The organism is Pseudomonas sp. NPDC090203 (assembly GCF_044746765.1).
In the GTDB taxonomy this organism is placed as follows: domain Bacteria; phylum Pseudomonadota; class Gammaproteobacteria; order Pseudomonadales; family Pseudomonadaceae; genus Aquipseudomonas; species Aquipseudomonas putida_AD.
Genome location: NZ_JBIVCV010000002.1, coordinates 75486 through 89727, shown reverse-complemented (window position 1 = coordinate 89727; position 14242 = coordinate 75486). Strand labels below are relative to the sequence as shown.

The window sequence follows — 14242 nt, the reverse complement described above, 5'->3', positions numbered from 1 at the left end:
ACAGACTTTATGGCCGAATAAATCCCCTTTTGGCCGTTTCCGTCGTTCTCCGAAAGGCCCCGCGCCTCAAGAATGTCGGACAACCTAGTCCACAGGAGAACAAGAAAATGCTGACGATCTATTCAGACGATCACCATCTGCACCACGGCCGCTGCGAGTTGATCGACGGCAAGCTGATGCCCTGCTTCGAGATGCCGTCCCGTGCCGACCACGTGCTGCAACGGGTCAAGGACCGCGAGATTGGCGCCGTCGAGGCCCCGAAAGACTTCGGCATCGCGCCGATCCAACGGATTCACACCCAGGCTTTCCTGGAATTCTTCAAAGGCGCCTGGGACCGCTGGGCCGCGACCAACCCAGAAGGCGACCTGCTGCCCTACACCTGGCCTGCGCGCACGCTGCGCTCGGTCATGCCCACCAGCCTGCATGGCCAGTTGGGTTACTACACCTTCGATGCCGGAGCACCGATCACCGCAGGCACCTGGCAGGCCGCTTACAGCGCAGCCCAAGTGGCACTGACCGCCCAGGCCGCGATCCAGAATGGCGCCCGCAGCGCGTTCGCCCTGTGCCGTCCGCCGGGACACCACGCCGCCAGTGACGTGATGGGTGGCTACTGCTACCTGAACAACGCCGCCATCGCCGCCCAGGCATTCCTCGACCAGGGCCACAAGAAGGTCGCGATTCTCGACGTCGATTACCACCACGGCAACGGCACGCAGTCGATTTTCTACGAGCGCAGCGACGTGCTGTTTACCTCGATTCACGGCCACCCCGAAGCCGAATTTCCGTTCTTCCTGGGCTACGACGACGAGCTGGGCAGCGGCGCCGGTGAAGGCTTCAACTTCAACTATCCGCTGGCCGCAGGCAGTGACTGGCCGACCTGGAGCGCCGCACTGGACCAGGCCTGCGCCGAGATCGAACGCTACGACGCGGATATCGTCGTGGTCTCGCTGGGCGTGGACACCTACAAGGACGACCCGATCTCGCAGTTCAAGCTCGACAGCCCCGACTACCTGCGCATGGGCGAGCGCATCGCGCGGCTGGGCAAGCCAACGCTGTTCGTGATGGAGGGCGGTTATGCCGTCGAGGAAATCGGCATCAATGCGGTGAACGTGCTTGAAGGTTTCGAAAGCGTCTGACCCAATCAATCAGAAGAAGAGAACAACGATGAACAGACTCAAGCGTTTTATCGCATCGGCACTGCTCACGACCTCAGGCGCGGTCATGCTCGGCGGCGCAGCGCACGCCGACGAGCCCAAGACCCTGCGCGTCTACAACTGGTTCGACTACATCACCCCGCAGACCCTGGAAAACTTCAAGAAGGACACCAAGGTCCCGCTGATCTACGACATCTTCGACACCAACGAAGCCCTGGAAGCCAAGCTTCTGACCGGCAACTCCGGCTACGACGTGGTGGTGCCGTCCAACGTGTTCCTGGCCAAGCAGATCGAAGCCGGTGTGTTCCAGCCGCTGGACAAGTCGAAGCTGACCAACTATTCGCACCTGGACCCCAGCCTGATGAAGCTGCTGGAGGCCAACGATCCGGGCAACAAGTTCGCCGTCCCTTACATGTACGGCACCATCCTGATCGGCTTCAACCCGGACAAGGTCAAGGCGGTGCTGGGTGAAAAGGCGCCTGTGGACAGTTGGGACCTGATCTTCAAGGAAGAGAACATCAGCAAACTCAAGCAGTGCGGCGTGACGCTGCTGGATTCGCCTTCAGAGATTCTGCCGCTGGCCCTGCAGCATCTGGGGCTCGATCCTAACAGCAAGAATCCGAAGGACTACGACAAGGCAGAAGCCTTGCTGATGAAGATCCGTCCGTACATCACCTACTTCCACTCGTCCAAGTACATGGCAGACATCGCCAATGGCGATATCTGCGTGGCCGTCGGCTATTCGGGCAGCTTCTCCCAGGCGGCCAACCGCGCCAAGGAAGCGAAGAACGGCGTCGTGGTCGACATGCGCCTGCCCAAGGAAGGCGCACCGATCTGGTTCGACATGCTGGCGATTCCGAAAGGTGCAAAAGACGTCGAAGACGCCCACACCTTCATCAACTACCTGCTGCAGCCGAAGGTGATTGCGCCGATCAGTGATTTTGTCGGGTATCCGAACCCCAACAAGGACGCCACCGACCTGGTTGACCCGGCGATCCGCAACAACCCGAACCTGTACCCGACGGCCGAGGCCATGAAGACGCTGTACACCCTGACGCCGCTGCCGCGCGACGCCGAGCGTGCACGTACGCGGGTGTGGACCAAGATAAAATCCGGTACCTGACCCTGTAGGAGCGCGCTTGCCCGCGACTGCGATCTGTCTGTTGCAGATGTATCCACCTGACACGACGCAATCGCGGGCAAGCGCGCTCCTACGGTTTCAGGTGGGGCCGACTATCTTTGCTTTTCCGTCGCATCGCGCAACATCGAATTCAGATTCCCTGAAATGTTTTCACACAAAGCCTTCATCTGAATCTCATGCTCCGACGCCTTGAACGGGCTTTGCAGGTCGGTGCCGATCTTCTCGATGGCCAGCAGCATGAAGCCCACCACGGTCGAGGCCAATGGCGTAAACCACCCCAGCGTCTCCACCAGGCCAATCGGCACGATGATGCAGAACATCGTGATGAACAGCCGCGGGAAGGTTACGTACGGATAAGGCAACGGTGTATTGGCGATCCGCTCCATGCCGCCCTGACAGTTGGAAATTTCCACCAGGGTCGCTTCAAGGCGCTCCAGCCGGATGCTGTCCAGCCGACCAGCCTTGTATTCATGGGCGATGATCGCCGCCGATTCATTGAGAATCGCGTTGGGGAAGTTATTGGTGCGCGTGCGCCGGTCGTACTCTTCCCGAGGGATCATGGCCGTCACTTCCTCGCCGCAGTCGCCGCCCTTCAGATGCGCCGACAGGCATTCCACGTAGGCCACATGCCGTCTTAGCAGCAAGGGTTTCACCGGGTTGATGTCGCCTTCGTCGTCAATCAGCGTCAGCACCTGCCGCGCGAAGCTGCGGGAATTGTTCACCAGTGCGCCCCATAGCGTGCGCGCTTCCCACCAGCGGTTGTAGGCACTGGAGTTGCGGAAACTGGTCAGCACCACCAGCGCCGACCCCAGCAGCGTCAGCGGCATCGACGGCAAGGTGATCTTGCGCTCCAGGTAGAGCATGAAATCCACCGTCACGATAACGTCCCAGATCAGCAGCCAGAACAGCGACCAACCGATGTAGGTAAAGGTCCGGATCATGGCGCGGTATTTCTTGATGATCGTGTCCTTCAATGGTCACCCCCTGTCGTGTGATTCAAGCCCCAGGGGATTCGAATGCATTCAGGCCCGATCGTTCGCCACAAACATTCATGGAACGATCCCGCCCTCCCCGTGCTCGACATCTATCTGGATGCCACTGCCACACGTCACGAGGAGATCAACATGGGCTCGCCTGCTACGTCGAACGCCAATGAACGCGACCAACTGACCATCAACACCATCCGCACCCTGGCCATGGATGCGGTGCAGAAGGCCAATTCCGGCCATCCCGGTACGCCCATGGCGCTGGCCCCGGTGGGCTACACGCTGTGGAAGGATTTCTTGCGCTACCACCCGGAACACCCTGACTGGCCAAACCGCGACCGCTTCGTGCTGTCGGTGGGCCATGCCTCGATGCTGCTGTATTCGCTGCTGCACCTGGCGGGCGTGGTGGAGATCGACGAGCATGGCAAGCGCTCGGGCAAGCCTGCGATCAGCCTTGAAGACATCAAACAGTTTCGCCAGTTGAGCTCGAAAACCCCGGGCCATCCCGAATACCGCATGACCACGGGGGTCGAGACCACCACCGGCCCCCTCGGCCAAGGCTGCGCCAACAGCGTCGGCATGGCGATGGCCGAGCGTTGGCTGGGTGAGCATTTCAACCAGCCGGATGCCAAGCTGTTCGACTACAACGTCTACGTGCTCTGCGGCGATGGCGACATGATGGAAGGCGTGACTGCCGAAGCTGCGTCGATTGCCGGGCATTTGAAGTTGTCGAACCTGTGCTGGATCTACGACAACAACACCATCAGCATCGAAGGCCACACGGAACTGGCCTACAGCGACGACGTGCAGAAGCGCTTCGAGGGCTATGGCTGGAAGACTCATCACGTCAAGGACGCCAACGACGCCGCCGCACTGGCCAGGTCGATCAAGGCCTTCCAGCAGACCGACGATGCGCCGACCCTGATTGTCGTCGACAGCGTGATCGGCTACGGCTCGCCCAACAAGCACAACACCGCCTCGGCCCACGGGGAGCCGCTGGGCGGGGACGAAATCAAACTGACCAAGAAGGCCTACGGCTGGGACGAGAACAGCAGTTTCCTGGTGCCCGAAGAAGCCCGCCATCACCTGCGTGACGCCATGCTGGAGCGCAGCGCGGACGACTATATTGCCTGGCAGAAAACCTTCGCCGAGTTCGAAGAAAGCCAACCCGAGCTGGCCGATCAACTGCAACGCATGCGCGCAGGCGAGATGCCCGAGGGCTGGCGCAACACGGCCTTGAGTTTCGATGCCGACAAAAAGGGCATCGCCACCCGGGCTGCCGGCGGCAAGGTGCTCAACGGCTTCGCGCAACAGATCCCCTGGCTGATGGGTGGCTCGGCGGACCTTTCGCCCTCGACCAAGACCAATCTCACCTTCGAAGGCGCAGGCAGCTTCGAGGCCGGCAGCTACAACGGCCGCAATCTGCATTTCGGGGTCCGCGAGCATGCCATGGGCTCGATTGCCAATGGCCTGGCGCTGTCCTACATCCGCCCCTACACCTCGACGTTCCTGGTCTTCAGCGACTACATGAAGCCGCCGATCCGCCTGGCCGCGATCATGGAATTGCCGGTGGTGTTCGTCTTCACCCACGACTCCATCGGCGTCGGCGAAGACGGCCCGACTCACCAGCCCATCGAGCATCTGACGCAACTGCGCGCCACCCCAGGCCTGCTGACCTTGCGTCCGGGCGATGCCAACGAAACCGCCGAAGCCTGGAAAGTCGCCCTGGCGCAGACCCACCGGCCCAGTTGTATCGTGTTGTCACGCCAGCCGATGCCGACGCTGGATCGCTCGATCTACGCCAGCGCCGAAGGCCTGGCCCGAGGCGCGTACGTGCTCGCCGACTCGGGGCATGAGCAGCCAGAGGTGATCCTGATCGCCACCGGCAGTGAAGTCGGGATGACAGTGGAAGCGTTCGAGAAGCTCAAGGCCGAGGGCGTGAAGGCGCGCGTGGTGTCGATGCCCAGTTGGGAATTGTTCGAGCACCAGGGCAAGGCCTACCGCGATGAAGTGTTCCCGCCCAGCGTCAAGGCGCGGGTGGTGGTGGAACAGGCAGGACCGGTGGGCTGGGACCGTTATGTCGGCCAGAGCGGCGCGAAGATCGTGATGAACACCTTCGGCGCCTCAGCCCCGATCGACAAGCTGCAGGCCAAGTTCGGGTTCACGGTGGAAAACATCGTGAAGGTGGCCAAGGCCCAGCTCCAACTGTAGGAGCGCGCTTGCCCGCGATGACGGTGTAACTGACACATACCTTGTATCAGGTACACCGCTTCTCGTAGCAGCACGGCTTGGCGGCGGGGGCGATTTCAAGGACGCCCCCGCCGGCATCGGAACGCCGCCCGGCCGTGCTGCTACGGTCCGTTGTCAGATGAAGATCAGCAGCCGCTCAGAACCACCGGGCGGCGTTCACCTTCGAAGAAGAACGGACGAATCCGCACGCCCACCGCGTTGCCGGCGAACGCTGCGATCAGCCACAGCCAGCCATGCAGGCTGCCCGAAGCAATGCCGCTGAAATACGCGCCGATGTTGCAGCCATAAGCCAGACGCGAGCCATAACCCAGCAGCAGACCACCAATTACCGCCGCAACCAGCGAGCGGGTAGGAATCTTCAGGCTTGGCGAGAAACGTCCTGCAAGCCCGGCCGCCACTGCCGCACCCAGCATGATGCCAATGTCCATGACCGTGGTGATGTCTTCCCACACTGGCGCAGCCAGTGCCTTGGCGTTGGCCGGCATCTGCCAGAACGCCCAGCTGCCAACGTCCACACCCAGGCTACCGGCGACCTTCGCGCCCCAGAGTGCAAATGCAGAGGTGATGCCCCACGGACGGCCAGCCAGCGCCAGCGTCGCGTAGTTGAGCAGCGCCAGGGCAATCGCGCCCCACACCAATGGCCACGGTCCGCGCAGGAAGCGGCGCAAGCCAACGTGCTCGCTGGTCACCGCAGCTTCCAGTTCGCCGTGGCGGCGCTTTTCAAGCTTGACGGTCACCAGCGCGATCACCGCGAACAGCGCCAGGCTCATGACCAGCGCAGGCATCACGCCGAAGGTCTTGACGATAGAGGTCGCAGGGAACGAAGGCAGCGAGAACCACCAGTCGACATGGTGCGTGGCGATCAGCGAGCCAATGATGAAGAACAGCAGCGTCACCAGCATTCGCGCATTGCCGCCGCCCACGGTGAACAGCGTGCCCGATGCACAGCCGCCGCCCATCTGCATGCCGATGCCGAAGATGAACGCACCGAACACCACGGAAACACCGGCAGGCGCGACGAGGCCGTTAACCGGCGTGCCGAACAGCGTGCCCGCGCCCAACGCCGGGAAGAACAGCACCACGGCGATGGCCAGCATGACCATCTGCGCCCGCAGGCCCGCGCCACGGCGCTCATTGATGAACACCCGCCAGGCGGAGGTGAAGCCGAACGCCGCGTGGTACAGGGTCAGGCCCAGGGCGGCGCCGACGATCAGCAACAGCACCTGCTTGCCGCCGACGGCCGATTGAAGAAACAACGCACCGACCACCAACAGAATGAAAGCGATCAGCGGCGTACCGAACTTGCGCTCGGGAGACGCAGAAAGAGGGAGGCTCATGATGTATCTCGGGAAAATTTGCGATGGGCGCGAGTATACCCCGACAACCTGCGGACCCGCCCCTGTAGGAGTGAGCTTGCTCGCGATAGCGTTTTGTCAGTGCCAGATGTGCAAGCTGACACTATGCCATCGCGAGCAAGCTCACTCCTACAGGTATGCGTTGGGGGTGAGATTGGGTCACACGCCCCAGGCTTCCCGCAACCGCATCAGCGCCGACGCGATATCCGCCTCCGGCACCGCCGCGAACCCCAGCACCAGCCCTGCCCGCTTATCCACAGGCTCGGCGGAGTCAGGCAGCCAGTAATCACTCAACGGCGCCACTTCCACCCCAACGCTTTCGGCCTTGGCGACCAGCTCTCGCTCCCGCTCAAGGCTGTCCACCGCCACCGACACATGCAGCCCCGCCAGCGGCTTGGGCATTGGACTGCAACCGGGCAGATCCTGCGGCCAGCCGGCCAGCAAGGCGTCACGCCGACTCAAGGCCGCACGGCGCATCCTGCGGATATGCCGCTGGAAATGCCCCGCCGCGATGAACTCCGCCATCACCGCCTGAGTGCCGATTTCCGAGTGACGCATGTCTACCGCCCGCCGCTGGCTGAACGGCTTGACCAGATCCTGCGGCAACACCAGATACCCCAGGCGCAACGCCGGAAACGCCACCTTGCCGAAAGTACCGACGTAGAGCACTCGCCCGCTGCGGTCCAAGGCGGCCAGCGGTGCCAGTGGCGCGCCGCTGTAGCGATACTCGCCGTCGTAGTCGTCCTCCACGATCCAGCCGCCGGTGCGTTCTGCCCAGGCCAGCAATTCAACCCGACGCGCCAGGCTCATGGTCACGCCCAATGGGTACTGGTGCGACGGCGTGACGTACGCCAGCTTGCAGCTACTGTCATCAGGTTCGGGCGCGCGCATGCCTTGGGCGTCGACCGGCATTCCACGCAATCTGGCACCGGCCACGGCAAAGGCATGCCCTGCGGCGCGATAGCCCGGATTCTCGATGGCGACACTATCGCCCTCATCGAGCAGCAACTGTGCACAAAGGGTGATTGCCTGCTGCGCGCCGCTGGTGATCACAATTTGCTCAGGCAGGCAGTGCATGTCACGAGACGTTCTTAAATACACGGCGATCAATTCGCGCAGCCGCCACTCGCCTGCCGGGTCGCCATAACCGAGCTGATGCAGGCCGGGTTTTCGCCAGAAAGCCGCGTGCAGCTTGCCCCACACATCGAACGGGAACAGGTCGAACGCCGGCACCCCGACCCGAAATGCCCTTGGCAATCCGGTTTTTGGCGCACTCAAATGATGGCGCTGCAGCCGCTCCAGCGATGCACTGTGGATAACTTTGCTGGCTAAATCTCCAGTGCCATCGGTCGATTTTGTGGATAAACCTGTTGATAAGCCTAGGGATAACCCTGTGGACAATTTTGTGGATAGTTTTTTCGAAGCGACGGTTTTATCAGCAAAGCTGGCTACATAAGTGCCATCTCCCACCCGCCCCTCGGTGAAGCCTTCGGCGTACAGCTGGTCATAGGCGCGCATGACGCTGTTGCGCGATATCGACAATGCACTGGCCAGATCCCTACTCGCCGGCAACCGCGTACCGCTGCGCAGACGCCGGTCAAGGATGCGCTGGCGCAGCGCCAGGTATAGCTGTCGGCTCAAGCCTTGGCGGCGGTCGAGTTCGATGCCGGCGAAATCGAACGTCAATGAGGGGGTGATGGCAGGCATTGGATTGGCCCTATGAAATTGACCATGAATGGTTCTTACATCAGACCAATAGCCTGCCTAGGATTAAGCCAATTGCCAAGGAAAATCCCATGTACACACCCCGCCACTTCAAAGATGAGGACCAGGCCAGCCTGTTCCGGCAAATCGAAGGTACGCGCCTGGCCACTCTGGTCACGTTCGACGAAACCGGGCTTGTGGCCAGCCACGTGCCGCTGTTGCTCGACCCGACGCAAGGCCCCAATGGCACCCTGACCGGGCATCTGGCCAAGGCCAATCCGCAATGCCAGGCATTGGCGAACGGCACCGAGGTTCTGGTCATCTTTCAGGGCGCCGATGCCTACATCAGCCCGTCGTTCTATGCCGCCAAGGCCGAGCACGGCAAAGTGGTGCCCACCTGGAACTACCTGGCCGTGCATGCGTACGGACGGCCACACGTCATTACCGATCCCGAACAGTTGCTGGCCATCGTCAGCGGACTCACCGACAAGCACGAAGCCGCCCGCGCCCAGCCCTGGGCCGTGAGCGATGCGCCCGCCGACTATATTCAGAGCATGCTCAAGGGCATCGTCGGCTTTGCCATCCCCATCGAGCGCCTGGAAGGCAAGCGCAAACTCAACCAGAACCGCAGCGCCGAAGACATCGCCGGCGTGAGCAAAGGCCTGGCCGAAAGCCAGCATCAGAACGATCAGCAAATCGCACGCTTGATGAGCCAAGGAGAAAACCGTGTCTGACGTACACATCCGCCCCGTCACCGCAGACGATCACGCCAGCTGGCTGCCACTGTGGAAGGCTTACCTGACCTTCTACAAGGCCGAATTGCCGGACGCCGTGACCCAAAGCACCTGGCAGCGTTTTCTGGACAGCAACGAGCCCACCAACGCGGCACTTGCCTGGGTAGACGGCAAGGCGGTCGGCATGGTCCATTTCATTTATCACCGCTCCAACTGGAGCATCAACTACTCCTGCTACCTGCAGGACCTGTTGGTAACGCCCGACCAGCGCGGCACCGGTGTGGGTCGCAAGCTGATCGAGTACGTCTACGACGCCGCCAAAAAAGGCGGTGCCGACAAGGTGCATTGGCTGACCCACGAAACCAACGCCACGGCGATCCATCTGTACGAACGCATCGCCGAGCGCCCTGGCTTCATCCAGTTCCGCAAACCGCTGTAAGTACGGATACCCTGAACATGTCAGATCTTGCACATTGGCAATCGGCGAAACTGCCGGACACCCACACCCTCAACGGACGCTTCGTACGCCTGGAAAAGCTCGACGCCGCCAGGCATGCAGCCGGCTTGTGGGACGCACTGGAAGGCCCCGGCGCCGACCCGAAGCTCTGGGACTACCTGGCCGTCGGCCCCTTCACCGAACGCGCCGCCTTCGATGACTACCTCGCGGGCCTTCAAGCCAGCACCGACCCGTGGTTCTACACCGTGATCGACCAGCAAAGCGGCGCGATCGACGGTTTTCTGAGCCTGATGTCCATCGTGCCGAGTGCCGGACGCATCGAAATCGGCCACGTGACCTTCGGCGCATCGATGCAGCGCACGCCTAAAAGCACTGAGGCCGTGTACCTGCTGGCCAAGGAATCCTTCGCACTGGGCAACCGCCGCCTGGAGTGGAAGTGCAACGCCAACAACGCCCGCTCCATGCGCGCCGCCGAGCGCTTTGGTTTCAGTTTCGAAGGCACCTTCCGCCAGCACATGATCGTCAAGGGCCAGAACCGCGACACCGCCTGGTACTCGATCCTGGACAGCGAATGGCCGCAGATCGAGCCGGCATTTGCCGCTTGGCTGGCTGTGGATAACTTCAAGGACGGCGAACAGATTGACACCCTGGCTCATTTCCGCACGCGATAACCCTGAACCGTAGGAGCGCGCTTGCCGGCGGGGGCGATCTCTCCCCCTCGCGTGGACCTCCCCGGCACCCTCGCCCGTAGGAGCGCGCTTGCCCGCGATTGCGGTGTGCCTGTGCCGAATGTGCGACTGGCCCACCGCCGTCGCGGGCAAGCGCGCTCCTACAGACTCCGCTTCGCGCGCTACAACCCCGAAATCCGTAGCAGCACGGCTTGCCGGCGGGGGCGATTTTCCGGGCTCAGTAAAAAGCAGGCAAAAAAAGGGGAGCCACGAGTGCTCCCCCAGAGGTAACCATTGAGCCTCCCGCGTCTATGCGAGGGAGGCTGTTTATCGTTGCTTGATCGCGATCATTCGATCTCGATCAGAATCTCACCCGGGTTCACGCGATCACCCTTGGCGACGTTGATCGCCACGATCTTGCCGGCAATCGACGCCTGTACCTCGGTTTCCATCTTCATGGCTTCGGTAATGAGCACGGCCTGGCCAACCTTGACGGTGTCGCCTTCCTTGACCAGCACATCGACAATGTTGCCCGGCATGGTGGTGCTGACGTGGCCCGGTTTGCTGGCCTGGGCGCGCTTGCCGATGCCGCCGCCGACAAACTCGTTGAGCGGTTCGAACACCACCTCTTCCGGCATGCCATCGATGGACAGGTAGAAGTGGCGCTTGCCCTCGGCCTTGACGCCCACGCCGGTGATGTCGACGCGATAGCTTTCGCCGTGTACGTCAATGACGAACTCGGTCGGAACGCCCTCGCCGCCCGCCCTGGCCACGGTGCCCGGCTCCGGAATCGGCAGCAGCGGCTCTGGCGCCAGGGTGCCAGCTGCACGTTCTTCGAGGAACTTGCGGCCAATGTCCGGAAACATCGCGTAAGTCAGCACATCCTCTTCGGATTGAGCCAGTGCGCCGATTTCGCCACGCAGCTTGGTCATTTCCGGCTTGAGCAGGTCGGCCGGGCGCACGTCGATCAGCTCTTCGTTGCCGATGGCCTGACGACGCAGCTTCTCGTCCACCTCGCCCGGCGCCTTGCCGTAGCCGCCGGTGAGGTAGAGCTTCACTTCGTTGGTGATGGTCTTGTAGCGCTCGCCAGCCAGTACGTTGAAGAACGCCTGGGTGCCGACGATCTGCGAAGTCGGGGTCACCAGCGGCGGGTAGCCCAGGTCCTTGCGCACGCGCGGGATCTCGGCCAGCACTTCGGCCATGCGGCTAAGGGCGCCCTGCTCCTTGAGCTGGTTGGCCAGGTTGGAAATCATGCCGCCCGGAACCTGGTTGACCTGCACGCGAGTGTCGACTGCGGTGAATTCGCTCTCGAACTGGTGATATTTCTTACGCACGGCGTAGAAATACAGGCCGATTTCCTGCAGCAGCTCCAGGTCCAGGCCGGTGTCGAATTCGCTGCCTTTGAGCGCAGCAACCATCGACTCGGTGCCAGGGTGGCTGGTGCCCCAGGCGAAGCTGGAGATCGCGGTGTCGATGTGATCGACGCCGTTTTCCACCGCCTTGAGCTGACACATCGCAGCCAGGCCGGCGGTGTCGTGGGAGTGGATGAACACTGGCAGCGACTGCTCGGCTTTCAACGCCTTGACCAGTTCGCCAGCCGCGAACGGCGTGAGCAGACCAGCCATGTCCTTGATCGCCACGGAGTCGCAACCCATGGCCTCCATCTGCTTGGCCTGAGCAACAAAAGCCTCGATGGTATGCACCGGGCTGACGGTATACGCGATGGTGCCTTGAGCGTGTTTGCCCGCAGCCTTCACTGCCTCGATGGCCACGCGCAGGTTACGCACGTCGTTCATGGCGTCGAAGATGCGGAACACGTCGATCCCGTTGACCGCCGCCTTGGCGACGAAGGCCTTGACCACGTCGTCGCTGTAATGGCGGTAGCCCAGCAGGTTCTGGCCACGCAGCAGCATTTGCAGACGGGTGTTGGGCAGCGCCGCGCGCAGTTGGCGCAGGCGCTCCCACGGGTCTTCCTTCAGGAAGCGCACGCAGGCGTCGAACGTCGCGCCGCCCCAGACTTCCAGCGACCAGTAGCCGACTTTGTCGAGCTTCTCGCAGATCGGCAGCATGTCTTCGGTGCGCATGCGGGTGGCGAGCAGCGATTGGTGGGCGTCGCGCAGGATGGTGTCGGTTACAAAGATCTTCTTCGTCATTCTTATCTCCTCATAGCTCCAAGCTTCAAGCTACAAGCCGCAAGAAAAAGCCGATCCGCTTTGACTTGTAGCATGCCGCTTGCAGCTTGCAGCTGCATTCAAAGTCCTGCGTGGGCGGCAATGGCGGCGGCGATGGCCAGGGCCAGCTCTTCGGGTTTGCGCTTGATCGAGTAGTTGGTCAGTTCAGGGTGGCTTTCAACGAAGCTGGTGTTGAACTGGCCGCTGCGGAACTCCGGATTGCGCAGGATTTCCTGGTAATACGCGGCGGTGGTCTTCACGCCTTGCAGGCGCATGTCATCCAGCGCGCGCAGGCCACGGTCCATCGCCTCTTCCCAGGTCAGCGCCCAGACGATCAGCTTCAGGCACATCGAGTCATAGAACGGCGGAATGGTGTAACCGGTGTAGATCGCCGTATCGGTCCGCACACCGGGCCCGCCGGGCGCGTAATAACGGGTGATTTTGCCGAAGCTGGGCAGGAAGTTGTTCTTCGGGTCTTCGGCGTTGATGCGGAACTGCAACGCGAAACCACGGTGGATGATGTCTTCCTGCTTGACCGACAGCGGCAGCCCGGAGGCGATGCGAATCTGCTCGCGAACGATGTCGATCCCGGTGATTTCCTCGGTGATGGTGTGTTCCACCTGCACCCGGGTGTTCATTTCCATGAAGTACACCTCGCCCTCGGCGAGCAGGAACTCCACGGTACCGGCGTTCTCGTAGCCCACGGCCTTGGCCGCGCGCACCGACAGGTCGCCGATGTAGGCGCGCTGCTCGGGGGTCAGCTGAGGGCTCGGGGCAATCTCGATCAGCTTCTGGTTGCGGCGCTGGATCGAGCAGTCACGTTCGAACAGGTGCACCACATTACCAAAGCTGTCGCCGAGGATCTGCGCCTCGATGTGCTTGGGATTGACGATGCATTTTTCCAGGAACACTTCGGCCTTGCCGAAGGCCTTGGTCGCTTCGGAAATGACCCGAGGGAACGCCTGTTCTAGTTCTTCACGGCTGTTGCAGCGACGAATGCCTCGCCCGCCACCACCGGAAGTGGCCTTGAGCATCACCGGATAGCCGATACGTTCGCCTTCGTCCAGGGCCTCGGCGATGTCCGCGACGTTGCCTTCGGTACCCGGCGTGACCGGAACCCCGGCCTTGATCATGCTGCGCCGTGCTTCGGTCTTGTCGCCCATGCGGCGAATGACTTCAGCCGAAGGACCGATGAATTTGATTCCACGTTCGGCGCAGATGTCCGCCAGTTCAGCGTTTTCAGAGAGGAAGCCATAACCTGGGTGCAGTGCGTCGCAACCGGTTTCCACGGCCAGGTTCACCAACTTGCGCGGGTTAAGGTAACCCTCGAGCGGTTCGGAACCAATGCCATAAGCCTCGTCCGCACGCTTCACATGGAGCGCATGGCGGTCCGCGTCGGAGTAGATCGCAACCGAACGGATGCCCATCTCGGCGCAGGCGCGCACGATACGAACAGCAATTTCCCCACGGTTGGCGATCAGGATTTTTGTTATCACTGGCATTTCCTCGACCGATGATCAGACGGACCGGAGACCCGGTCTGTACGAAGCGACGTTGCGCTACATCAATGTTGCGGCATGTTGCGTCGCAGCGATGGCCTCACCCTATGACGAATCAGCAAT

General features: G+C 61.8%; 11 protein-coding genes. 6 read left to right on the top strand and 5 right to left on the bottom strand.

The features are described 5' to 3' along the window. Nucleotides 1-107 precede the first annotated feature (107 nt). On the top strand, nt 108-1136 hold the full coding sequence (locus ACIPO9_RS03215) for a histone deacetylase family protein (RefSeq protein ID WP_400778874.1): 1029 nt from the start codon (nt 108-110) through the stop codon (nt 1134-1136). Nucleotides 1137-1164: 28 nt separating this feature from the next. Next, a complete protein-coding gene (locus tag ACIPO9_RS03210; RefSeq protein ID WP_400778873.1) occupies nt 1165-2277 on the top strand; it encodes a polyamine ABC transporter substrate-binding protein in 1113 nt (370 codons plus the stop codon). A 110-nt stretch (nt 2278-2387) separates the two neighbouring features. On the opposite strand, the gene ACIPO9_RS03205 is transcribed toward ACIPO9_RS03210, so the two are convergent. Continuing rightward, entirely contained in the window at nt 2388-3269 is an 882-nt protein-coding gene (locus ACIPO9_RS03205; RefSeq protein WP_274132165.1) for a bestrophin family protein, read from the bottom strand. A gap of 150 nt (nt 3270-3419) precedes the next feature. On the opposite strand from ACIPO9_RS03205, the gene tkt reads away from it, so the two are divergent. Further along, the gene (tkt, locus tag ACIPO9_RS03200) at nt 3420-5492 is read left to right on the top strand and encodes a transketolase (protein ID WP_400779231.1); all 2073 of its coding nucleotides are present in this window, start codon (nt 3420-3422) and stop codon (nt 5490-5492) included. 164 nt (nt 5493-5656) lie between these two features. Here tkt and ACIPO9_RS03195 read toward each other — a convergent pair whose 3' ends face one another. Then, on the bottom strand, nt 5657-6868 hold the full coding sequence (locus ACIPO9_RS03195; RefSeq protein WP_274132164.1) for a YeeE/YedE family protein: 1212 nt from the start codon (nt 6866-6868) through the stop codon (nt 5657-5659). A gap of 177 nt (nt 6869-7045) precedes the next feature. Continuing rightward, nucleotides 7046-8593, bottom strand: a complete 1548-nt coding sequence (locus tag ACIPO9_RS03190; RefSeq protein ID WP_400778871.1) for a PLP-dependent aminotransferase family protein — start codon at nt 8591-8593, stop codon at nt 7046-7048. Between the two features lie 89 nt (nt 8594-8682). On the opposite strand from ACIPO9_RS03190, the gene ACIPO9_RS03185 reads away from it, so the two are divergent. The 3 genes from ACIPO9_RS03185 to ACIPO9_RS03175 are packed head-to-tail and all read left to right on the top strand — an operon-like array spanning nt 8683 to nt 10452. Then, complete coding sequence (locus ACIPO9_RS03185; RefSeq protein ID WP_400778869.1) at nt 8683-9324, top strand: FMN-binding negative transcriptional regulator; 642 nt, start codon at nt 8683-8685, stop codon at nt 9322-9324. After that, nucleotides 9317-9763 carry a GNAT family N-acetyltransferase gene (locus ACIPO9_RS03180; RefSeq protein WP_400778867.1) on the top strand — a complete coding sequence of 149 codons (447 nt, stop codon included), beginning with the start codon at nt 9317-9319 and terminating at the stop codon, nt 9761-9763. Before ACIPO9_RS03185 ends, ACIPO9_RS03180 begins: the two co-directional genes overlap by 8 nt. Before the next feature lie 17 nt (nt 9764-9780). Further along, nucleotides 9781-10452 carry a GNAT family N-acetyltransferase gene (locus ACIPO9_RS03175; protein WP_400778865.1) on the top strand — a complete coding sequence of 224 codons (672 nt, stop codon included), beginning with the start codon at nt 9781-9783 and terminating at the stop codon, nt 10450-10452. A gap of 344 nt (nt 10453-10796) precedes the next feature. On the opposite strand, the gene oadA is transcribed toward ACIPO9_RS03175, so the two are convergent. Together oadA and ACIPO9_RS03165 are read right to left on the bottom strand one after the other, a co-directional pair. Further along, nucleotides 10797-12602 carry a sodium-extruding oxaloacetate decarboxylase subunit alpha gene (gene oadA, locus ACIPO9_RS03170; protein WP_400778864.1) on the bottom strand — a complete coding sequence of 602 codons (1806 nt, stop codon included), beginning with the start codon at nt 12600-12602 and terminating at the stop codon, nt 10797-10799. A gap of 98 nt (nt 12603-12700) precedes the next feature. After that, a complete protein-coding gene (locus tag ACIPO9_RS03165) occupies nt 12701-14116 on the bottom strand; it encodes an acetyl-CoA carboxylase biotin carboxylase subunit (protein ID WP_274132153.1) in 1416 nt (471 codons plus the stop codon). Nucleotides 14117-14242 lie beyond the last annotated feature (126 nt).

Coding starts and splice junctions, on each gene's coding strand:
- ACIPO9_RS03215 (WP_400778874.1), top strand. CDS start 108: ATGCTGACGATCTATTCAGACGATCACCATCTGCACCACGGCCGCTGC.
- ACIPO9_RS03210 (WP_400778873.1), top strand. CDS start 1,165: ATGAACAGACTCAAGCGTTTTATCGCATCGGCACTGCTCACGACCTCA.
- tkt (WP_400779231.1), top strand. CDS start 3,420: ATGGGCTCGCCTGCTACGTCGAACGCCAATGAACGCGACCAACTGACC.
- ACIPO9_RS03195 (WP_274132164.1), bottom strand. CDS start 6,868: ATGAGCCTCCCTCTTTCTGCGTCTCCCGAGCGCAAGTTCGGTACGCCG.
- ACIPO9_RS03190 (WP_400778871.1), bottom strand. CDS start 8,593: ATGCCTGCCATCACCCCCTCATTGACGTTCGATTTCGCCGGCATCGAA.
- ACIPO9_RS03185 (WP_400778869.1), top strand. CDS start 8,683: ATGTACACACCCCGCCACTTCAAAGATGAGGACCAGGCCAGCCTGTTC.
- ACIPO9_RS03175 (WP_400778865.1), top strand. CDS start 9,781: ATGTCAGATCTTGCACATTGGCAATCGGCGAAACTGCCGGACACCCAC.
- oadA (WP_400778864.1), bottom strand. CDS start 12,602: ATGACGAAGAAGATCTTTGTAACCGACACCATCCTGCGCGACGCCCAC.